This window comes from Actinosynnema sp. (assembly GCF_052038725.1).
Map to the genome: position 1 here is coordinate 1 of NZ_JBQGCX010000673.1, position 19,255 is coordinate 19,255.

19 protein-coding genes, 1 other RNA gene and 2 pseudogenes are annotated in these 19,255 nt (G+C 74.2%); 4 read left to right on the plus strand and 18 right to left on the minus strand.

The genetic code is table 11. The annotated features are described in order from the left end of the window. Positions 1-277, plus strand: a pseudogene (locus ACTUAL_RS14125) (ABC transporter); the annotation flags it as partial. Between the two features lie 368 nt (positions 278-645). Here the strand turns inward: ACTUAL_RS14125 and ACTUAL_RS14130 are convergent. Continuing rightward, a complete protein-coding gene (locus ACTUAL_RS14130) occupies positions 646-834 on the minus strand; it encodes a hypothetical protein (RefSeq protein ID WP_440900560.1) in 189 nt (62 codons plus the stop codon). A gap of 206 nt (positions 835-1,040) precedes the next feature. Here ACTUAL_RS14130 and pip point away from each other — a divergent pair, with 206 nt between their 5' ends. Then, positions 1,041-1,976 (plus strand): prolyl aminopeptidase, encoded by a 936-nt coding sequence (gene pip, locus ACTUAL_RS14135; RefSeq protein ID WP_440900561.1) that lies wholly within the window; start codon positions 1,041-1,043, stop codon positions 1,974-1,976. 4 nt (positions 1,977-1,980) lie between these two features. Here pip and ACTUAL_RS14140 read toward each other — a convergent pair whose 3' ends face one another. From ACTUAL_RS14140 to ACTUAL_RS14185, 10 genes are all read right to left on the minus strand, one after another. After that, complete coding sequence (locus ACTUAL_RS14140; protein ID WP_440900562.1) at positions 1,981-2,736, minus strand: helical backbone metal receptor; 756 nt, start codon at positions 2,734-2,736, stop codon at positions 1,981-1,983. Then, a complete protein-coding gene (gene npdG / locus ACTUAL_RS14145; protein ID WP_096491621.1) occupies positions 2,736-3,404 on the minus strand; it encodes an NADPH-dependent F420 reductase in 669 nt (222 codons plus the stop codon). Before npdG ends, ACTUAL_RS14140 begins: the two co-directional genes overlap by 1 nt. 82 nt (positions 3,405-3,486) lie before the next feature. Next, on the minus strand, positions 3,487-3,681 hold the full coding sequence (locus ACTUAL_RS14150) for a hypothetical protein (RefSeq protein WP_440900563.1): 195 nt from the start codon (positions 3,679-3,681) through the stop codon (positions 3,487-3,489). Between the two features lie 119 nt (positions 3,682-3,800). After that, positions 3,801-4,523: a hypothetical protein gene (locus ACTUAL_RS14155; RefSeq protein ID WP_440900564.1), complete on the minus strand. Its 723-nt coding sequence runs from the start codon at positions 4,521-4,523 to the stop codon at positions 3,801-3,803. Between the two features lie 101 nt (positions 4,524-4,624). Further along, positions 4,625-5,638: a C40 family peptidase gene (locus tag ACTUAL_RS14160; RefSeq protein WP_096491619.1), complete on the minus strand. Its 1,014-nt coding sequence runs from the start codon at positions 5,636-5,638 to the stop codon at positions 4,625-4,627. Between the two features lies 1 nt (position 5,639). After that, on the minus strand, positions 5,640-6,278 hold the full coding sequence (locus tag ACTUAL_RS14165; protein ID WP_440900565.1) for a hypothetical protein: 639 nt from the start codon (positions 6,276-6,278) through the stop codon (positions 5,640-5,642). Further along, positions 6,278-8,203, minus strand: coding sequence for a hypothetical protein (locus ACTUAL_RS14170; protein WP_096491617.1), 1,926 nt, complete (start codon positions 8,201-8,203; stop codon positions 6,278-6,280). The genes ACTUAL_RS14165 and ACTUAL_RS14170 overlap by 1 nt, the downstream gene beginning before the upstream one ends. After that, positions 8,200-11,082: an ATP-binding protein gene (locus ACTUAL_RS14175; protein ID WP_096491616.1), complete on the minus strand. Its 2,883-nt coding sequence runs from the start codon at positions 11,080-11,082 to the stop codon at positions 8,200-8,202. Before ACTUAL_RS14175 ends, ACTUAL_RS14170 begins: the two co-directional genes overlap by 4 nt. Next, positions 11,063-11,563 (minus strand): hypothetical protein, encoded by a 501-nt coding sequence (locus ACTUAL_RS14180; protein WP_177154500.1) that lies wholly within the window; start codon positions 11,561-11,563, stop codon positions 11,063-11,065. The genes ACTUAL_RS14175 and ACTUAL_RS14180 overlap by 20 nt, the downstream gene beginning before the upstream one ends. 4 nt (positions 11,564-11,567) lie before the next feature. Further along, the gene (locus ACTUAL_RS14185) at positions 11,568-11,843 is read right to left on the minus strand and encodes a hypothetical protein (protein ID WP_012783507.1); all 276 of its coding nucleotides are present in this window, start codon (positions 11,841-11,843) and stop codon (positions 11,568-11,570) included. A gap of 389 nt (positions 11,844-12,232) precedes the next feature. Between ACTUAL_RS14185 and ACTUAL_RS14190 the strand changes: the two genes are divergently transcribed. Then, on the plus strand, positions 12,233-12,703 hold the full coding sequence (locus ACTUAL_RS14190; RefSeq protein ID WP_096491615.1) for a hypothetical protein: 471 nt from the start codon (positions 12,233-12,235) through the stop codon (positions 12,701-12,703). Between the two features lie 358 nt (positions 12,704-13,061). On the opposite strand, the gene rnpB is transcribed toward ACTUAL_RS14190, so the two are convergent. Beyond that, an RNA gene (gene rnpB, locus ACTUAL_RS14195) (RNase P RNA component class A) lies at positions 13,062-13,464 on the minus strand. 268 nt (positions 13,465-13,732) lie between these two features. Between rnpB and ACTUAL_RS14200 the strand changes: the two genes are divergently transcribed. Continuing rightward, a complete protein-coding gene (locus tag ACTUAL_RS14200; protein WP_096491614.1) occupies positions 13,733-14,281 on the plus strand; it encodes an NAD(P)H-dependent oxidoreductase in 549 nt (182 codons plus the stop codon). A 133-nt stretch (positions 14,282-14,414) separates the two neighbouring features. Here ACTUAL_RS14200 and ACTUAL_RS14205 read toward each other — a convergent pair whose 3' ends face one another. The 6 genes and pseudogenes from ACTUAL_RS14205 to ACTUAL_RS14230 form a co-directional block, all read right to left on the minus strand. Next, positions 14,415-15,593 (minus strand): bifunctional RNase H/acid phosphatase, encoded by a 1,179-nt coding sequence (locus ACTUAL_RS14205; RefSeq protein WP_440900569.1) that lies wholly within the window; start codon positions 15,591-15,593, stop codon positions 14,415-14,417. 2 nt (positions 15,594-15,595) lie between these two features. Further along, positions 15,596-16,333: a zinc ribbon domain-containing protein gene (locus ACTUAL_RS14210; RefSeq protein ID WP_440900566.1), complete on the minus strand. Its 738-nt coding sequence runs from the start codon at positions 16,331-16,333 to the stop codon at positions 15,596-15,598. Between the two features lies 1 nt (position 16,334). Continuing rightward, positions 16,335-17,477 carry a Nif3-like dinuclear metal center hexameric protein gene (locus ACTUAL_RS14215; RefSeq protein ID WP_440900567.1) on the minus strand — a complete coding sequence of 381 codons (1,143 nt, stop codon included), beginning with the start codon at positions 17,475-17,477 and terminating at the stop codon, positions 16,335-16,337. Then, positions 17,474-18,535, minus strand: a pseudogene (gene cobC, locus ACTUAL_RS14220) (Rv2231c family pyridoxal phosphate-dependent protein CobC); the annotation flags it as partial. The gene ACTUAL_RS14215 and the pseudogene cobC, both read right to left, overlap by 4 nt. A 67-nt stretch (positions 18,536-18,602) precedes the next feature. Continuing rightward, a complete protein-coding gene (locus tag ACTUAL_RS14225) occupies positions 18,603-18,725 on the minus strand; it encodes a hypothetical protein (RefSeq protein WP_256373725.1) in 123 nt (40 codons plus the stop codon). Positions 18,726-18,976: 251 nt separating this feature from the next. Further along, the coding region (locus ACTUAL_RS14230) for an HNH endonuclease (RefSeq protein WP_440900568.1) at positions 18,977-19,255 on the minus strand (279 nt) is incomplete at its 5' end.

The window sequence follows — 19,255 nt, forward strand, 5'->3', positions numbered from 1 at the left end:
TCCCGGCTTCTACGTCATGGACGAGCCGGAGTCGGCGCTGTCGTTCACCGCCTGCCTGCAACTGGTCGCGCTGATGCACGACCTCGGCGAGTCCGGGGCGCAGGTGGTCTGCGCGACGCACTCGCCGATCCTGGCGGCGACGCCGGGCGCGGACATCATCGAGGTCGGGGAGCACGGGCTGCGGCGCGCGCGGTGGGCTGAGCTGGAACTGGTCACGAGCTGGCGGCGGTACCTCGAGCACCCCGACGCCTACCTGCGGCACCTCGTCGGCGAGTGACGACCGGTGGCCGCCCGACGCGGGTGGACGGCCACCGGGGTGCTCAGCTGTGGAAGGGCGCAGCTCACTGACGCGTGCCGCCCCGGAGAAGACCCGGACGTCGTCCAGGTCGCCCTTCCGGTTCTCGCACACGACCAGAGAGGTGGCGAACCACTTCCCGGTGGACGCCTGGTAGCCAGGGGACGCCAGCGGGGCGCTCGGGTCGCCGAGCACGACGACCGCGCCACCGGCGGCCAGGTCGGACGGGCGGACCTGGGCCGTGACCGTGAACGGCTGGTCGCCGCGCGGGCCCGTCGTGGGCGCGGTGCTGGCGGCCGTGCCGTCGAGGTTGAGGAAGCGCTTGGTGTCGGTCCGGCCGGGGACTCGGGTCACGCCGCCGGGCAGGGGGTGGTCGTCCCGGTGATCGAGTCGGCGGTGGTGGCGCCCTCGGTCTCGTTGAAGCCGCAGCGGTGCGGCTCGGTCAGCGGGAACTCGGGCGCCCTGGGCTGCGGCGGGGTGACGCTGGACCGGTAGCTGGTGACCGAGGAGACGTTGCCCGCGCGGTCCTCCGCCTGCACGACCAGCAGGTTGGCTCCGACCCACCTCGGGAGGGTGGTCAGGGTCGCCGTGCCGTCCGGGGCGGCGGGACGTCCTGATCGACGCCGTCCACCTCGAACTCACCGGGCTCGTCCACCGCGCCCTCGCGGAAGGCGTGCTCGAAGGCGGTACGCCGCTTTCCCGATGAACGGCTGACCGGCGCAATCCCACAGGGCACAGTGGGGGCATGTACCCCGAGATCGAGCCCCACGAGCAGGGCCTGCTGGACGTCGGCGACGGGAACCTCGTGCACTGGGAGGTGAGCGGCAACCCGGACGGCAAGCCCGTCGTGTTCCTGCACGGTGGGCCGGGTGGCGGGTGCTCGCCCGCGCACCGGCGGCTGTTCGACCCCGCCGCCTACCGGATCGTGCTGTTCGACCAGCGCGGGTGCGGGCGGTCGACCCCGCACGCCAGCGAGGACCCCGACCTGTCCGCCAACACGACCTGGCACCTCGTCTCCGACATGGAGAAGCTCCGCGAGCACCTGGGGATCGAGCGGTGGCAGGTGTTCGGGGGCTCCTGGGGGAGCACGCTCTCGCTCGCCTACGCGCAGACCCACCCCGAGCGGGTCACCGAGCTGGTGCTGCGCGGGATCTTCACGGTCCGCGAGAAGGAGCTGGACTGGTACTACGGCGGCGGCGCCGGGATGCTGTTCCCCGAGCTGTGGGAGCAGGTCGCGCGCTGGGCCCCGGACGGGGACGTCATCGGCGCGTACTCGCGGCTGCTGAACGACCCCGACCCCGCCGTGCACGAGGCCCCGGCGATCGCGTGGAGCGTGTGGGAGGGGTCCACGGTCACGCTGCTGGAGCGCGCCGACCTGACCGCCTCGTTCGCCGAGCCCCGGTTCGCGCTCGCGTTCGCCCGCATCGAGAACCACTACTTCGCGCACAACGCCTGGCTGGAGGAGGGGCAGCTCATCCGGGACGCGCACAAGCTCTCCGGCATCCCCGGCGTGATCGTGCAGGGCCGCTACGACATGGCCACCCCGCCGGTCACCGCCTGGGAGCTGCACAAGGCCTGGCCCGGTTCGGAGCTGGTGATGGTCGGGGACGCGGGGCACGCGTTCGACGAGCCCGGCATCCTCAAGGCGCTCATCGCGGCCACGGACCGGTTCCGGCCCTAGCGGCTCAGCGGTCCAGCACCGGGGCCAGGGCCGCCTCCAGGGGCGTCCTGGCCTCGGCCAGCGCGGGGCCGTACCAGGTCAGGTGGCGGCCGGACACGAACACCGGGACCAGGTCGGGGAACGCCTCCGGCCCGTCGGCCGCGGTGAACTCGTACGGCTCGTCGGGCAGCACGACCACCCGCGCGCCGCACTCCCGCAGCTCCGCCAGCGGCGGGCGGGGGTAGCGGTCGGGGTGGGAGGCGTAGGCGTTCGCCACGCCGAGGCGCGCCAGGACGTCACCCGCGAAGGTGTCCCGGCCCAGCACCACCCACGGCTTGCGCCACACCGGCACCACCGCCGTCACCCCGGCGGGTTCGGCGCGCGACCACAGCTCCTCGGCGCGCACCAGCCACCCCGGCTCCGCCGCCCACACCACCGCGAACAGCCTGCGCAGCGACGCCAGCGCGGCGGGCACGGTCGCCGGGGCCCCGGTCACCCACACCGGCACCCCCGCGGCGCGCAGCGCGGCCACGTCCTCCGGCCGGTTCTCCTCGCTGTTGGCCAGCACCAGGTCCGGGCGCAGCGCCAGCACCCGGTCCACGTCCGGGTACTTCGAGCCGCCCACGCGCGGCACGTCCAGGCCGGGCGGGTGGGTGCAGTAGTCGGTGGCGCCGACCAGCGCGGCCGGGTCGACGGCCTCGGTGAGCGACGGGACCAGGCTGACCACCCGCTCGGGCGGGCGGGGCAGCGGGACCGGCTCGCCGAGGTCGTCGACGGGCATCAGATGTCGGTGATCCGCAGACCCGCGTGGGCCTTGTAGCGGCGGTTGACCGCGATCAGGTTCGCGGTGAGCGCCTCCACCTGGTGGGCGTTGCGCAGCCTGCCGCCGTACACGCCCCGGAAGCCGGGGACGGCGTCGGCGAGCGCGCGCACCAGGTCGGTGGCCTCGCGGTCGTCGCCGAGCACGAGCACGTCGCACGCCACCTCGGCGAGCGAGAGGTCGGCCAGCTTCACGGCGGACACGTGGTGGAACGCGGCGGTGACCCGCGAGTCCGGCAGCAGCGCCTCGGCCTGCTGCGCGGCGGAGCCCTCGGCGACCGGCAGGGCGAACGGGCCCTGCTTGTCGAAGCCGAGCGGGTTCACGCAGTCCACGACCACCTTGCCCGCGAGCGCCTCGCGCAGCCCGGACAGCAGGTCGGCGTGCCCGTCCCACGGGACCGCGACGAGCACCACGTCCGCCTGCCGCGCGCACGCCTCGTTGTCCGCGCCGCTGACGCCCTCGGCGCCGGTCTCCGCGCGGATCGCCGAGGCGGCTTCCTCGGCCCGCTCGGCGGAGCGGGACCCGATCACGACCTTGAGGCCGGCCTTGGCCCAGCGCAGGGCGAGGCCCTTGCCCTGGGCGCCGGTACCACCGAGCACGCCTACCGTGAGGCCTTCGACACCAGTCACCGGGTCATCACATCACAGGTGGGGGGTGGAGGGGTGGACGAGCGCGACGGCGGTGCGGTCGCGCGGGGCGGCGGGCGCCGCGCTAGCCGTTCTTCCACTCGTCCTCGGCCGCGTCGGCCGCGTCGGCGTTCTCCGTGCGCTGCCTGGCGATCTCCAGCGCGCGGTCCGCGGTCACCCGGTCCGGGTACGGGCCCATGCGGTCCGCGCCCCGGCAGCCGAGGCCCTGCTCGGACGTGCGGTGGGTCAGGCAGTAGTACCAGCCATCAGGGTCAGCCATGCCTTCAAGATCCCACGACGGCCACCGCCGCGCAGATCACCGGCGGACGCGACCGGTGGGGCGCGGCCTGCGGGAGGTCATCGGCCCGGCGTCACCGGCGGGCCGTCATCGGCGGGCCGTCACCAGAAGCGCTTCTTCTTCTTGCGCCCCGGCTCCTCCGGCTGCGGGTAGCCCTGCCCCGGCGCGTGCTGCGGGTGGGGCTGGGCGTAGCCGCCCTGCCGGGGCGCCGGGTGGTAGCCGCTGGCCTGCTCCTGCGCCGGGAACCCGCCGGAGCGCGGGCCCACCTGGTTCTGCACCGGGAACCGGTCCGACCTCGGCCCGGTGCGGTCCTGCTGGTCCCGGAAGTCCTGCACCGGCAGCGCCCCAGGGTGCGGGCCGCCGTGGTCCTGGTGCGGCTGCGGGAACCCGCGCGGCGGGGTGGTCTGGTCGGCGACCTCGCGGACCACCGGGTCCAGGCAGGAGACCAGCACGACGTGGTTCTCCGGGTGCTCGATCGGCCTGCCGCCGCGCTCCCGGTAGACCAGCTCGCCCTCCGAGTCGATCTCCATGATCGCGCCGACCTCGGTCAGCTGGTCCTCGTCCAGGTCGACCAGCCGCTCGCGCCGGGACGGCACCACCCGGTACTCCGGCCACCGCAGGTGCCCGTGGGTGCGGTGCAGCTCGGCCAGCAGGTGCGTCATCTGCTGCTGCCACGGCAGCGGCATGGCCTCCATCAGCGACCTGGGGAGCACCGCGTACCCCGCGTCGACCGTGCCGGGCGGGCGCGAGCTCAGGTAGTCCCGCACGGGGTTGCTGGACGCGGGCGGACCGCCTCGGCGCTGGACTGGTTCGGGGGTGAACACGGTGCCTCCCTCAGCACGACGCGGTCGGGTGGGGCGGACGGGCGGGGCGGACGGGCGGTCGGGTGGCGCGGGGACGGCCGGACCGCCCCCGCGCGCCCCGCTCAGACGCCGGGCCGGACGGCCAGCGGCATCAGCTCGTAGTAGTCCCGGTTCAGCTTGCTGATCTTCACCACGTCGCCGGTCTGCGGCGCGTGGATGTACTCCTCGTTGCCCAGGTACATGCCGACGTGGTGCACCGAGACCGGGTCGGACGGGTCGCTGGCCCAGAAGATCAGGTCACCGGCCTTGGCGTCCGCGATCGGCAGGTGCGCGCCGCCGCGCATGTACTGGTCGTTGGCCACGCGCGGGATGGTGACGCCCACGCTGCCGAACGCCTTGACCAGGATGCCGGAGCAGTCCCAGGCGTCCGGGCCGTTGCCGCCCCACAGGTAGGGCTCGCCGAGCTGCTGCTTGGTGAACTCGATCGCGCCACCGGCGGCGCCGGACGCCAGCAGCGCCTTGCCCTCGCCCGTGCCGCAGCCCGCCGGGTCGGGCACGTTGCCCAGCTCGCCGATCAGGAAGGCCGCCATGGCCTCCCAGTTGTGGTAGCGGTCCGGGTAGGCCGAGCGCTCGACCCGCTGGGCGGAGTCGCCGGGGCGGCGCTCCTCCCACTCGGGCACGTTGAGCAGCACGTCGTAGAACTTGTTGACCGCGTAGACCGGGTCCGTCACCTGGGCGGGCGTGCCCCAGCCCATGGAGGGGCGCATCTGGAAGATGCCCAGCGAGTCCCGGTCGCCGTAGTCCAGGCTGCGCAGGCCGGACTCGGTCATGCCCGCCTGGATGGCGACCTGCCAGGCGAGCGCGGGGAGCTTGCGCTCCTGGCCGATGGAGATGATCTTGGCGACGGTGGCGCGCTGCTCGTCGTTCAGCCTGCTGGCGTCGTACTCGCCCTTGCCCGCGCCGTCGGCGGCGTTCCAGGGTCCGATGGCGGCGTTGCAGCTGGAGGCGGCGCGGAGGATGCGGCCGTTCTCGTCGACGGCCGGTGTGGAGTCGTTGATGATCTGCGAAACACCGTTGAACGTCGCGAAGGCGACCACGACGACCGCGACCACGGTCGTCACCGCGACCTTGAGCATCTCACCCCACCTTGTCGTACTTGTGCACTCGCCAGCCGGCGGGATCGGGGAACTTGACCACAGTGATCACCATCTTCCCGGTTTCCACCTCCGCCTCGAACTCCGCGGACGCGCTGCCTGCGGAGATCCGCTTCACCTCGCCCTTGATCACGACCGGCACCAGGGCGGGGTCGACCGACTTCAGGTTGGGCAGCAGCTCCTCGGAGGTGAACGGCTCCAACCCCTTGAGCCACTTCTCGTTCGTCGTGCCCGCCGGGTGGTCGGCCCACTTGTCGAGCCAGGACTCGACGACCAGCTGCGCCTCGGCGGGCACCACCACGTCGCTGCCGGTCGTCGTGGGCGACGGCCGGGTGGGCGCGGGCTCCTTGGTCTGCGGCGGGGCCGTGGTGGAGGTGGGCAGCACGCCGATCTGGGTGCCCTGGCCGGGCTGCCCGCCCACCGAGGTGCTCAGCGGCGGGGCGTCACCGCCCTGGCGGGCCTGCGCGCCCCGCTCGGTGAGCTGGGGCACCAGCACGCTGGCCGCGACCACCAGCGCGGCGAAGCCGACGACGGTCATGGCGAGGTGGTTGGGCGAGCGCAGCGGCCAGCCCCAGAGCCTGCGGTAGACCGCGGCGCGCCCGCGGTTCGTCCTGATCGGCATCAGCCATCCCTGACTTCCAGGCCGCGCGACGGCCGGTAGATCACGTGCACCTGCCTGCCCGCGACGACCTCGGTCTCGGCCGCGCGCGGGTTGCTGATCGGGCCGGGGTCCAGGCGCGTGGCGTAGGTGGTCGACCGGGACGGCACGAGCACCGCGTCGTCGACCCGGTCCCAGCCCCGGTCGGCGACCGGCGGGGTGTCCACGACCCGCGACGCGCGCCCGACGGGCAGCGCGGCCTGACCGCCGCCCGAGGGCAGCGCGGGCTGGGCGCGGGAGGGCAGCTCGTTCTGGCCGCTGTAGCCCGAGGAGCCGTACCCGCCGGAGCCGTGACCGCCCGAGCCGTCGCGGTCGAGCCGCTGGGCGGTGGCGCTGACCACGGCCGGGTTGGCCGCCTCGGGGCGCACCCGCTGGGCGCCGCGCCGCGGGACCTCGGGACCGTCGTCGTCGCCGTCCCTGACGTGCTCCCAGAACTCCTCCTGGGGCGTCGGGCCGGTGTCCTTGCGCTTGCCGAGCCGGGAGAACACGCCGCCCTTCATCGGCAGCGCGCTGCCCGCCGTGCCCACCGACATCTCGACCATCTGCCACATGCGGCCCAGCGGTTTGCCGATCATGAAGCAGACCACGGTGAGCATCAGGCCGAGCATGGTGCGGGTCAGCAGCGACAGCCCGGAGGCGTTGAAGATCGCCTGGAGCAGCAGGGCGTGGGTGCCCGCCAGCACCGCCAGGATCAGCACGTTGAACACGGTCACGGCGGCGGCGCGGGCGACCTTGCGCAGCAGCTCGTGGTGCAGCAGCGCGACCAGGCCGATCAGCGGGCCTGCGAGGGTGAGGATGCGCAGCAGCAGCTGGGCCAGCAGCACCGCGGCCTTCGCGAACAGCTGGAACAGCGAGAACGCGACCGCCTGGAGCAGCGACAGGAACCCCGCCCCGGTGCGACCGCCGTCCGCGCCGGAGAAGTAGCCCTGGGTCGGGCCGAGCTCGGTGTAGACCGCCTTGAAGTCGTTCTTCTTGGCGTCGAGCGCGGCCTGGTCGCCGTCCTTCTGCTCGGCCATCTCGTCCAGGTTCCACGCCTGGGCGGCCAGCAGCCTGGGGCCGAACTCGGCGGCCTGCGGCGCGTCGGGCGTGCCGAACTCGCCGCGCAGCCAGGTCTGGTAGACCACCGCGTCGTGCAGCCGGGACGGCAGGACGTGCAGCGCGTCGTCCTTCTCCGGGGCCTCCAGGAAGCCCGCTTGGATCTCGGAGGTCTTGGTGACGAGCGTGCCGTCGAGGAACGTGTAGAACTGCGGCAGCGCCAGTGTCGACGTGGCCAGCCACATGGCGGCCAGCGCCCAGAGCCCGCGCTTGGAGATCGCGGCGAGGTCGCCCTGCCAGATCTGCCGGAACATCAGCACCGCGAGGACCAGCGCGACCAGGCCGAACCAGCGCAGGTAGACGTTGTCGTAGACGCGCTGCACGCCCGCCTCGACCGCCTCGTCCAGCGGCACCAGCAGGCCCCGGCCCATCACCGTGTAGTGCAGCGCGTTGGTGGCGCCCACGATGTTCTTGCCGATGTTGAACAGCTCGTTGCCCATCCAGGTGTCGATCACCGCGCCGGAGTCGGGCACCACCGTGCAGTTGGTCTGGTAGGTGTGCCAGACCATGCCCGCGTAGCTGTACCGGTCGTACGGCGTGTCGGGCAGGCCGTTGCCGAGCGGCGGGTCGATCGCGCCGACCATGCCGGAGCCGGGCCGCTCCGGGTTGGGCGCCTCACCGCAGTTCGCCGCGCTCGCGGCGGGCGCGCCGATCACGACCTGCAGGCCGACCAGCGCGACCACCACCGCCATGGCGCGCCAGCGGCCCCGAGCGGCCGGTCCTGAGGTGCGCGCGTTCCGCCGCCAAGCCCACAGCGCGACGGACAGCGCGGCCACGAGCGAGAGCAGCGTCATGCCGCACCTTCCCGACCGCCTCGGCGGTTTCCTCCCTCACCGTGGGCGGAGTCGACCAGGTCGTCGGCGAGCCCGACCTCCAGGTCGGCCGCCAACTCGTCGTCGTAGTCCTCGTCGGAGTAGGCGCTGTCGGGGTACCCGTCGCCGACGGCGAGCGGGTCCTGGGCCGGGAGCACCGCCTGCGCCTCGGCCGCGGCGGCGCTCTCGCGCAGCGCGTCCGGCGTGGTGTCCAGGGACTGGCGCAGGTGCTCCAGGTGCGGACCGGAGAAGTCGATCTTGATCCGCTCCACGCCGCCCGCGCCGTCCGCGAAGATGAACTGGCGCGGCGCCCGGTCCCGCTCGGTGGCGTTGCGCGCCCCGCCCGGCCTGCGGCCCAGGCTCGCCACGACCTGCTCGTAGCCCACGCCCACCGGCACCTTGAGCAGCCGCAGCGCGTCCGCCTGCGCCTGGTCGTCGTCCAGCCGCCCGACGAACACCGAGTCCAGCAGGGCCACGAAACCCTGGATCTTGAGGAAGTCGGCCGGGATCTGGCTGGACAGCAGCACGCGCACGTTCCACTTGCGCGAGTCGCGGGCGAACCGGTTCATCAACACCCGGCCGGTCGGCACCTCGGACAGGAAGAACGCCTCGTCGATCCAGACGCCCTTGCGCAGGTCCTTGGGCCGCTCGTAGATGGAGCGCTGGGTGAGCCAGGCGGCCAGGTTCAGCATCTCCACGCCGAGCGCCTCGGCGTCGGTCCAGTGCTCGCGGCCGACGCCGTCCTTCGGCAGGTTCAGCCCCGCCATGGTGAGCACGGTCAGCCGGTCGTCGCGCTGGTCGCGGTACGGGTCGTCGTCGTCCTCGGGGATGAGCAGCGACATGCGCTCGCGCAGCTCGTCCAGGAAGTCCGCGACCACCACGGCGTGCTCGTGGTGCTCGGAGGCGTCGCGGCGCAGCGCCTCGAACACCTGGCCGGGGTGCGCGTCGGGGCGACCGCCGACGGTGCGGACCGCGCGCAGCAGCACGATCCTGGTCTGCGGCAGCCGGGCCACCTCGTAGGGCAGCAGGCCGCTCAGCGCGTCCAGCACGAGGCGGCGGCGGGTGGCCGCGGCCAGCGCGCGCTCGCGCCGCCACGCCCGCTCCGGGTCGTCCTCGTCCATGAAGTGCTCGAGCTGCGGCTCCGCGACCACCCGGTAGGGGTTGAGGATGCCGGGCTGGGCGTTGAGGAGGTTGATCGGACGGGCGTAGGGGCGCAGCTCGGGCAGCTCGCACAGCGCGGCCAGCGGGCCGGACGGGTCGAGCAGCGTCCAGTGCGCGCCGGAGCGCAGCGTCTTGTAGACGATGCCGCCGCCGAGGAACGACTTGCCCGCGCCGAGGCCCGCGACCAGCGCGCTCAGGCCGGACGAGTCGCGCAGCTCCTGCGCCATCCACGGGTCCCACGCCACCGGGCGGCGGGTCGCGGTGACCGTCTCGCCCAGCAGGATGCCGCGCCGGTCGCCGACCTCGGCGGTGGCCGTCGGCACCGAGGACGCCGCCCACAGCACCGAGCCGCGCCGCAGGTACGCCGAGGACGACAGCGCCTCGCCGGGGATGAACTCCCTGGCCAGCGCGTACTGCGCCTCGGGGTGCTCGATGGCGACCTTGGGCTTGTACAGGTCGAGCAGGGCCTGGGCCAGGCGCAGCGCCTCGCGCTCGTTCGGCCCGGACACCGCCAGGCGCCACCACGAGCGCACGCGGGTGCCCAGCGAGGTGAAGCCCGACGTCATCTCGTCGTCGATCTCCAGCACCCGGCCCGCCTGGCGGGACAGCGACTGGGGCGGCTCCAGCTCGTGCTCGTCGGTGTAGTGCCGCACCTGCGAGCGGACCTTGTTCATCTGCCGCTGCAGCTCGCCCGCGACCTCCTCGGGGCGGCGCACGTAGATCCGGGCCGACCACTCCACGGAGGCGGGCAGCCGGTCGGCGCGCTGCACCCACGGGTCGTCGATCTCGGGGATCTGCAGGCCGTGCATCAGGCCGACGGTGAGCACGGCGACGTTGCGCCGGATGCCCGCGTTGGAGCCGGTGCGCCCGCGCACGGTGACCGTGGGCGAGTAGGGCTCCTGGTGGAAGTCGGCGGCGTCGGTGAAGCTGGCCAGGTCCTCCGGCTCCCACGGCGCGCCCGGCACCGCGGGCAGGTTGCGCGGGGCGGGCAGGCCCAGCGAGCAGGACCGGTGCATCAGCCAGGACATCTCCTCGGCGGTGACCGGGCGGCCCTCGAGGCCGGCGGAGCCGATGACCTGGTCGAGGTGGTCGACCTCGGACTCGATGGCGACCAGCTCGGCGTCCACCGCGTCCGGGAAGACCCGGCGCAGCACGGGGGCGGCGCGCTCGACGGCGCGGTCCATCATGTTGCGGGTCTGGACCTGGACGCCGAGGTACACCTCCTTCTCCGCCATGGAGCGGCCCATCAGCTGCTGCTGCTCGCCGACCATGTAGTCGTCGAAGCTGAGCGCGCCGGGGGTGTCCGGGAGCCGCCGAACGGCGTTGTGGACGTGCGCCTCGGCCCACATCCTGATGGGGTAGGGGCGGGTCGTCACGCGCAGGTGCATCCAGCGGCCCTGCAGCTCGGCGTACTGCCCGGCGATCGCGGCGATGAGGTCCTGGCGCTGCGAGTCGGAGCGGAACGACCAGCGCTGCGGCGCGAGCTTGTACCAGGCGTACACCTCCTGGCCGGTGCGCAGCAGGTGCCCGTCGATCGTCCGGGCGGCGATGGACGGGGTGTAGCTGGGGATCACCTGCTCGCCGGTCAGGCGGCGCGCGCGCTTGCCGCTGGACGACTGGCCGCGGGTGTCGCCCGGCGCGGCGTGCTGGGCGACGTGCGGCGCGTTGCGGCGGTCCCGGTCACGCCGGCGTCCGAACACCGCGAACCTCCTTCTTACGGCGTTGCTGGCGGCGGTCCTGCTGCTGGCGGCGCTTCTGCTGCTCCTGGGCGCGGCGGCGCTGCTCGCGCTCGGCGCGCTTGACGCCCTTCGGGCGCTTGCGCGGTCGCTCGCGGGACACCCTGAGGCGGGCGGCGCTGGCCGCGCCGCCCGCGCCGGAGGTCCGCTCGCGGGGCGCGGTCAGCTCCCGGCTCAGCATGGTCATCGCGGCCGACAGCGGGCGCTCGTGGTTGATCCGCGAGGTGATGAACCTCGTGATGAGCACGGTGCCGATCAGCGCCCACGCCGTGCTGAAGAACCCGAAGCCGATGCCGACCTGCCGCTCGACGGTCAGCACCAGCAGGAAGACCGCGATCCCGACGCCCCAGGCCACGTAGCGCGCGCGCCACGGGAAGGTCGCCTTGGGCGGGCCGAGCCAGACGGCGTCGACCCGGTAGACCTCGTCGTCAGTGCGTACCCGCACCTGGTCACCCGCCGGTGAACAGGCCGGCGATCCACGAGCCGATGTCGGCGCCCGCGTTCGTCGTCACGGCCAGTCCGATTATGGCCAGCGCGATGATCACCCCGCCGAGCCTCCGCATGACCCCGGCGTTGTCGCCCTTGCCGCCGCCGAGCCACAGCAGCAGGACGGCGACGGTGAGCAGGAGGAGGGGCACGAGGTTGTCGAGAATCCACTGCCGCACGCCTGTCGTGCCCAGCGAGGGGGCTTGCTGCGCGAGTGTTACCAGGGACATGGCGGTCATCTCGTACTCCTGTAGTACGCAGGACTCCACCCGGCGGACCGAGGGGGGTGCGCCGGGGTCGTGCGCTGTCGAGTAGAACACGTCTCGGTCACGAGGCGCACCGGCGTGCTGGCGCTCCGTCGATGATCAAGGCCCGTTCCCTCCGACGTAGATTACGTCTAATCTGACTCACAGCCATAATGGGTCCGAGTCGAGCGGCGGAGAACCGGCTAGCCCGGATTCTCCCGATTGCCGGGACAGTTCACCCGGATGCAGGCACGCAGGTGACGCAACGTGCGCACCGGCGAGGGCTCTTTGGGCTGCTGTTGACGTCGAGTGACCCGTTCGGCAGGGCACGCGCCCCCTGAACGGCCGTGTGGCCCGGATTACCTCGCCGAGGAGGCTCGCAGATGGCCAAGCCGCCCGAAGCCGTGCCCGAGACAGCCGGAAGCGTCGTGGAGATCACCACCGAGGCCGCCGAGGCGATCGCGGTCGGCGTGAACGAGATCACGGTGGGGGCGGGCGCGGCAGCGGCCGGGCAGGCCGCCGAACGGGCGAGCGGCAGAACGGCCGCGGACGAGGTCGAGCGGGAGATCGAGCGCGTCGTCGAGCAGGCCGCCGAGCAGGTGGTCGGGCCGAGTGGGCCGGGGCGGCGGGTGCAGCGGACGGTGAACTTCGACCGGGACGTGCTGGAGCGGGCGCGGGCGGCGGCGACGTACCTGGCGGCGCGGGAACCGGGGTCGGGGGTGCGGAGCCTGGCGGACATCGTGAACCCGGCGGTGGCGGCGTACGTGGCGGAGCTGGAGCGGCGGTACAACGAGGGCGCGGGGTTCCGGCGGGTGTACCGGATGCCGCCGGGGCGGCCTTCGCGGAAGCCTTGAGGGGGACGGGCGTGGGGGGCGGGCGTGGGGGCGGCGGGGGCGGAGGCTGTGGTGGGGCGGGGTTCAGAAACCCTGGCGGGGGTAGCGGGTTCGGTAGGGCCCTGGCGGGGGCAGCGGGTTCGGCAGAGCCCTGACGAGGGCAGTGGGTTCACCAGTCCCCTGGCAGGAACAGCGAATTCTTGAGGGGTCGTGGCGCTCGGCAGGCAGAGCGGTTGCGACTCGTGGGCGGCTCGGTTGTGGCCGTGGCGGCTTTTTACGAGCAGCGGTGCGGGTGTGCGGTGGCGTCGCGTTTGCTGTGCTCCTCGTCCCTGTTCGGGACGAGACAGCGCCTTTCCGGCCCCTGGGGGCCGGAAAGGCGCGGAAGAGCCGGCTTGTAAGCCGGATCCTGTCCACGGGCGCCTCTCGGCGCACCGCTGGGCGGTCATCCATCTAGGCCCGACGTCGCCGCCGGGCTCGTGCGGCCTACCCGCAGGCTCGGGCGGGCAGCCCTCGAACGCCTGCGCAGGCGCCCCCTGGGGGACGCCCTCTTGGCCTTGCTCCGGGTGGGGTTTGCCTAGCCGCCCCCGTCACCGGGGGCGCTGGTGGTCTCTTACACCACCGTTTCACCCTTACCGCCGGCGCGAGCGCCGGTGGCGGTCTGTTCTCTGTGGCACGGTCCCGAAGGTCGCCCCTGGTTGCCGTTAGCAACCACCCTGCCCTGTGGAGTCCGGACTTTCCTCGGCGGCGGGTGACCCCGCCGACGCGACCGCCCTGCCGACTCGTCCGCGCCGCCCAGGGTACAGGGCTCGCCGTCCCGCCCCGTGGAACCCCCGCGGGGCGCCCGGTTGTCCGATCCGCCCGGTGCTGCTCTACTCGGTGCCGTGACCGGGAGCACGCTGCTCACCCGGCGGCGCCACGTCGACTTCTGCCGCACCGGCGCCGCGATCTGTTGCCGCTGACGGATTTCACCTCGCGGTCAGAGCTTTCCCCCGTCGCCACACCCCCGGCAACCCCCCGGTCTTCCCCTCCTGCGGAGAGGTGCGTCCCGTCGTGTCCAGTGTGCTCGTGGTGTCCGGAAGCCCGTCCCCCGGTTCGCGGACCGGGGCGGTGGTGTCGCTGGTGGAGCAGGCGCTCGCGTCCTGCGGGTGCGAGGTGCGGTCGCTGCACGTGCGGCGGCTGCCCGTGCTCTCGCTGATCACCGAGGACCTGCGGGACCCGGTGATCTCCGACGCGGTCGGGGCGGTGCTGCGCGCGGACGGGGTGGTGGTCGCCTCGCCGGTGTACCGGGCCGCGCACAGCGGGCTGGTGAAGGCGCTGGTGGACCTGCTGCCGGAGAAGGCGCTGCGCGGGCGGCCGGTGCTGCCGGTCGCCAACGGCGGCGCGCAGGGCAACCTGGTCGCGATGGACTACGCGCTGAAGCCGCTGCTCGCGGTGAAGGGCGCGGACTCGGTGCTGGCCGGGGAGTTCGTGCTGGACCAGCACATCCGGGGCGGGTCGGTGGCCGAGGAGCGCGCGGTGGGGCTGCGGCTGGCGGTGCAGCGGTTCGGCGAGGTGGTGCGCAACGCCTCCGGGAACCGGCGGCTGCGGATCGCGGGGTAGCGGCGGGGCTTTCGCGCCCCCGGCCGGGCGGAGCCCGGCCGGAAACACCGCTCCGGTCGACGTGAGCCACCGCGCCACCGCACCGGGGGGTTCGGCTCGTGCCACGGCATCGCCCCCCGGTGCGAGGTGTCGCTCAGCCCAGGTGCGAGGTGTCGTTCACCAAGCGGACCGAGGCGTGCCCGTCCGGGTAGAACTCCGCGATCGACAGCGACGCCAGGTCCAGGTGCAGCCGGTAGAGGAGCTCGGGGCCGCTGCCCAGCGCCAGGCGCAGCAGGGTCTTCACCGGTGTCACGTGGCTGACCACGATCACGTCGCGGCCCCCGTGCTCGGCGATCAGCTCTTGCCGGAACCGGTCCACCCTGCGGTGCACGGCGTCGAAGCTCTCGCCGCCGGGCGGGGCGGCGGAGGTGTCGCCGAGCCAGCGGGCGTGCGCCTCGGGGTCGCGCTCGGCGGCCTCGGTGAAGGTCAGCGCCTCCCACTCGCCGAAGTCGACCTCGATCAGGTCCTCGCGCACGTCGACCTCCAGGCCGAGCGCCGAGGCGATCTCCCCCGCCGTCTGCCTGGTGCGCTGGAGCGGGGACGCGACGACGGCGGCGACGCCGTCCAGGGTGGACAGCCTGGCCGCCGCAGCCTTCGCCTGGCCGAGGCCGACCTCGGTGAGCGGCGGGTTGCCGCGACCGGAGTAGCGGCGGGCCACCGACAGCTCGGTCTGCCCGTGCCGCACCAGGTGCAGCCGGGTCGGCCTGCCCTCGGCGCCGGACCAGGACGCCGGGGGCGCGGTCACGTGCGCCGCCGACGCCGGGCGCTCGGTGACGACCGCCCGAGCGGTGGCGGGCGCTTCACCGGGAGCCCCGCCGGGAGCCCCGCCGGAGACCTCGGCGGCTTCCGGGACCGCGCCGATCGCCGGGTCCGGCATGACCTTGCCGTCCATGGCGTCGTTCGCGAGCTTGTCCGCGCGCTTGTTGCGCTCGCGCGGGATCCAGCCGTAGGTGACCGACTCGAAGTCGCCCGCCAGCTCCCTGGCCTCGGCGGCGAGCGGCTTCATGGCCGGGTGCTTGATCTGCCAGCGCCCGGACATCTGCTCCACGACCAGCTTGGAGTCCATCCGCACGTCGACCTCGGTCGCCCCCAGCTCGGCGGCGGCGCGCAGGCCCGCGATCAGGCCCCGGTACTCGGCGACGTTGTTGGTGGCGACGCCGATGGCCTCGAAGCGCTCGGCCAGGACGGTGTCACCGCCCTCGTCGAGCACCACCGCGCCGTAGCCCGCCGGTCCGGGGTTGCCGCGCGAGCCGCCGTCGGCCTCGACGAGCACCCTCACAGACCGGACTCCCCGGTGCGCACCATGATCGCGCCGCACTCCTCGCACTGCACGACGTCGTCGGCGAGCGCCTCCTTGACCTTGGCGATCGCGCTGCGGTCCAGCTCGATGCGGCACGCGCCGCAGCGGCGGGACTGGAGCAGCGCCGCGCCGGTGCCCTTGTGCAGCCGGACCCGGTCGTAGATCGCCAGCAGCGGGGCCTCGAAGGTCGACGCGACGGTCTTGCGCTCGGCGGTGCGCTTGGCCTCGGTGGACTCCAGGTCGGCGAGCGCGGAGTCGCGCCTGCGGGCGGCGTCGGCCAGGGTCTCCTGCGCGCTGGCGAGCTGCGCCGAGGCGTGCTGGCTGTCGGCCTCGACGGCCTCTCGGCGCTCCATCAGCTCCAGCAGGTCGTCCTCCAGCGCGCCGCGCCTGCGGCCGAGCGTCGCCAGCTCGTGCTCCAGGTCGGTGAGCTGCTTGGCGCCGACGCTGCCACCGGCCAGGAGCTTCCGGTCGCGCTCCTCGCGCGAGCGGACCTGGTCGATCTCGGTCTCCTGGCGCTTGACGTCGCGGTCCAGGTCGCCCAGGGTCGTCTCGACCGCGGTGAGCGCGTCCTGCTTGGCGCGCACCTGCTTCTCGGCCTCGGCGATCTCCGCGATCTCCGGCAGCGTGCGGCGGCGGTGCTCGACCCGCGCCAGCTCGGTGTCAACCCGCGCGAGGTCGAGCAGCCTGCGCTGCACAACGGGATCGGCTTTCACTTCAGCGGTCCTCCTGTTCGGGGCTCGTCGCGCCGGTGGTCCAGGGGTCGGTCCGTCGGGTCGAGACGAGGGTTTCGACCGTACCGCCGAAGGCGGCGCGCACGATGTCGGCCGCCTGCGCGCACCACGGCCATTCGCTGGCCCAGTGGGCGACGTCGACGAGGGCGGGCCCGCCCGCGTCCAGGTGCTCGCGGGCGGGGTGGTGCCGCAGGTCGGCGGTGACGTAGGCGTCCACGCCCGCGCGCGTCGCGGCGGACAGGTGGCTGTCGCCCGCGCCGCCGCAGACCGCGACGGTGCTGATCACCCGATCCGGGTCGCCCGCCGAGCGCACGCCCCACGCGGTGGCGGGGAGGGCGGCGGCGACGCGGCGGGTGAACGCGCTGAGCGGCTCGGGCTCCGGGAGCACGCCGATCCGGCCGATGCCGGTGTCGGCGGGCAGCTCCGGGATCTCGTTGAGGTTGAAGGCGACTTCCTCGTACGGGTGCGCGGCGCGCAGTGCCCGCACGACGTCGGCGCGGCGCCCGCGCGGCAGCACGAGTTCGAGCCGGGTCTCCGGCAGCCGCTCCAGCTCGCCGACCACGCCGATCGCCGGGTTCGCGCCGTCGACCGGGCGGAACTGGCCGGTGCCGTCGACGCTCCAGGCGACCTCGCGGTAGTCGCCGGTGCTGCCCGCGCCCGCGTCGTGCAGCGCGGCCAGGACCTTCGCGGCGTCGGCGACCGGGACGTAGGTGGTGAGCACGTCCAGCGCGCGGGCCGGGGCCGGGTCGAGCGGGCCGGTGACCTCCAGGCCGATGGCGCGGGCCAGCGCGTCGGACACGCCGGGGTTGGCCGCGTCGGCGTTGGTGTGCGCGGTGTACAGGGCCGCGCCCGCGCGGATCAGGCGGTGCACGAGGCGGCCCTTGGGGGCGTCGGCGGGCACGCCGTGGACGCCGCGCAGCAGCAGCGGGTGGTGCGAGACGAGCAGCTGCGCGCCCACCTCGACCGCCTCGTCCACGGTGGACTCGACCGGGTCCACGCAGAACAGCACCCTGCTCACGGGTTCGGAGCGGTCGCCGCACACCAGGCCGACCGCGTCCCAGGACTCGGCGGTGGCGGGCGGGTAGGCCGCCTCCAGCGCGGCGAGCACCTCGCCGAGGGTGGTCATGTCTCCTCCAGTGCGACTCGGAGCGCGTCGGCGAGCAGCGCGGTCTCCTCGGGGGAGCGCACGGCCACGCGGACGTGGTCGGGGGTCAGGCCGGGGAACGTGTCGCCCCGGCGCACGGCGATGCCCTTGTCGCGCAGCGACCGCCGCACGCGCGCGCCGTCCGGGACGCGCAGCAGCAGGAACGGGGCCCTGGGCGGGATCACCAGGTGCTCGGCGAGGGCGGTGGCGGCGTGGGCGGCGCGGGCGGCGGTCAGCTCGGCGAGCGCGGCGGCCTCGGCCAGCGCGGCGGGCTCGCAGCAGGCGGTGATCGCCTCCAGGACGAGGGTGCCCACGGGCCACTGCGGGCGGCGCGCGGCCAGGCGCGCGAGGAGGTCCGGCTCGCCCAGCAGGTAGCCAGCGCGCAGGCCGGCCAGCGCCCAGGTCTTGGTGAGGCTGCGCAGCACGAGCAGGCCGGGCACGTCCGCGGCGGCGGCCAGCGAGCCGCGCTCGCCGGGGACGGCGTCCATGAACGCCTCGTCGACCACGAGGACGCGGCCGGGGCGGGCCAGCGCGCGGAGGGCCTCCGCCGGGTGCAGCGCCGAGGTGGGGTTGGTGGGGTTGCCGACCACGACCAGGTCGGCCTCGTCCGGGACGAGCGCGGGGTCGAGGCGGTAGCCGTCGCGCTCGGCGAGCTGGACGCGGTGGACCGGGACGCCCGCGTCGCGCAGGGCCACCTCGGGCTCGGTGAACGAGGGGTGCACGACGGCGGCGAGCGCCGGGCGCAGCTCCGGCAGCAGGGCGAAGCCCTCGGCGGCGCCGTTGAGCGGCAGGACCTGGTCCGGGGTGCGGCCGTGGCGGGCGGCGGCGGCCTCTCGGGCGGCCAGCTCGTCGGCGCGGGTCGGGTAGGAGCCGAGGTCGGCGAGGCGGGCGGCGAGGCGGGCGGCGAGCCAGTCCGGCGGGGACGGGGCGCGCACGTTGACCGCGAAGTCCACCAGGCCGGGGGCGGCGTCGACGTCCCCGTGGTGGCGCAGCAGCTCGCGCTCGGGGTCCTGGCTGGTCATCGGCGCGAGTTTAGGCGATGGGCGCGCGCGGGCCGGGGCGCGGCGGTCCCGCGCGGCGCCGGACCGGGGCTCGGGGCGGTCGCGGTCAGCCGAGGAAGGAGACCAGGAGCGCGCAGCAGATCAGCGCGAGGCACGCGGCGGAATGCCACCACTGCGGGGCGCGCGCCGCCCTGGGCAGCGTCGCGGGCTGCCGCTCGTCGACCACCACGGTGTGCTCCCCCTCCCCCGCGAACCGGCCTTCATACTACCGCTGATCTGCGGTTTCAGCGTGTGCGAACGATCGCTCGGAAGAAATCACGGAATGCGCCCGCGTCGTCACTTTCGGGAATTGCGGCGGCGTTTTCCGACGGGTCCCGGAATTGCTCTTGGGCCGTTCGGCGGTGTCGCCGCGCGGCTGTTCGGGCATTCCGCGTCCGCTCAGCGCGCGGTGCTCAGCGCGCGGTGCTCAGCGCGCGATGCTCAGTGCGCGATGCGCAGGCACGGGCGGCACAGGACGCGCAGGTTGCCGACCGTGGACGGGCCGCCCTCGGCGAGCGGCACGACGTGGTCGTAGTTGAGGTTCGTGGCGCCGCCGCAGTGCGCGCAGCGGCCCCGGTCGCGCTCGAACACCGCGCGGCGCACCTCGGCGGGGATGCGCGGATGGCGGGGGTTGAGCGAGGTCAGCAGCAGGGTGCGCTCGGCCAGCGCCTCGTCCCTGACCCGCTCGGCGACCACGCGGGCCAGCACGTCGGCCGGGCG

Excerpts from the sequence above, each read along its gene's own strand:
- pip (WP_440900561.1), top strand. The coding sequence starts at position 1,041 with ATGTACCCCGAGATCGAGCCCCACGAGCAGGGCCTGCTGGACGTCGGC.
- ACTUAL_RS14140 (WP_440900562.1), bottom strand. The coding sequence starts at position 2,736 with ATGCCCGTCGACGACCTCGGCGAGCCGGTCCCGCTGCCCCGCCCGCCC.
- ACTUAL_RS14150 (WP_440900563.1), bottom strand. The coding sequence starts at position 3,681 with ATGGCTGACCCTGATGGCTGGTACTACTGCCTGACCCACCGCACGTCC.
- ACTUAL_RS14160 (WP_096491619.1), bottom strand. The coding sequence starts at position 5,638 with ATGCTCAAGGTCGCGGTGACGACCGTGGTCGCGGTCGTCGTGGTCGCC.
- ACTUAL_RS14165 (WP_440900565.1), bottom strand. The coding sequence starts at position 6,278 with ATGCCGATCAGGACGAACCGCGGGCGCGCCGCGGTCTACCGCAGGCTC.
- ACTUAL_RS14170 (WP_096491617.1), bottom strand. The coding sequence starts at position 8,203 with ATGACGCTGCTCTCGCTCGTGGCCGCGCTGTCCGTCGCGCTGTGGGCT.
- ACTUAL_RS14185 (WP_012783507.1), bottom strand. The coding sequence starts at position 11,843 with ATGACCGCCATGTCCCTGGTAACACTCGCGCAGCAAGCCCCCTCGCTG.
- ACTUAL_RS14190 (WP_096491615.1), top strand. The coding sequence starts at position 12,233 with ATGGCCAAGCCGCCCGAAGCCGTGCCCGAGACAGCCGGAAGCGTCGTG.
- ACTUAL_RS14215 (WP_440900567.1), bottom strand. The coding sequence starts at position 17,477 with ATGACCACCCTCGGCGAGGTGCTCGCCGCGCTGGAGGCGGCCTACCCG.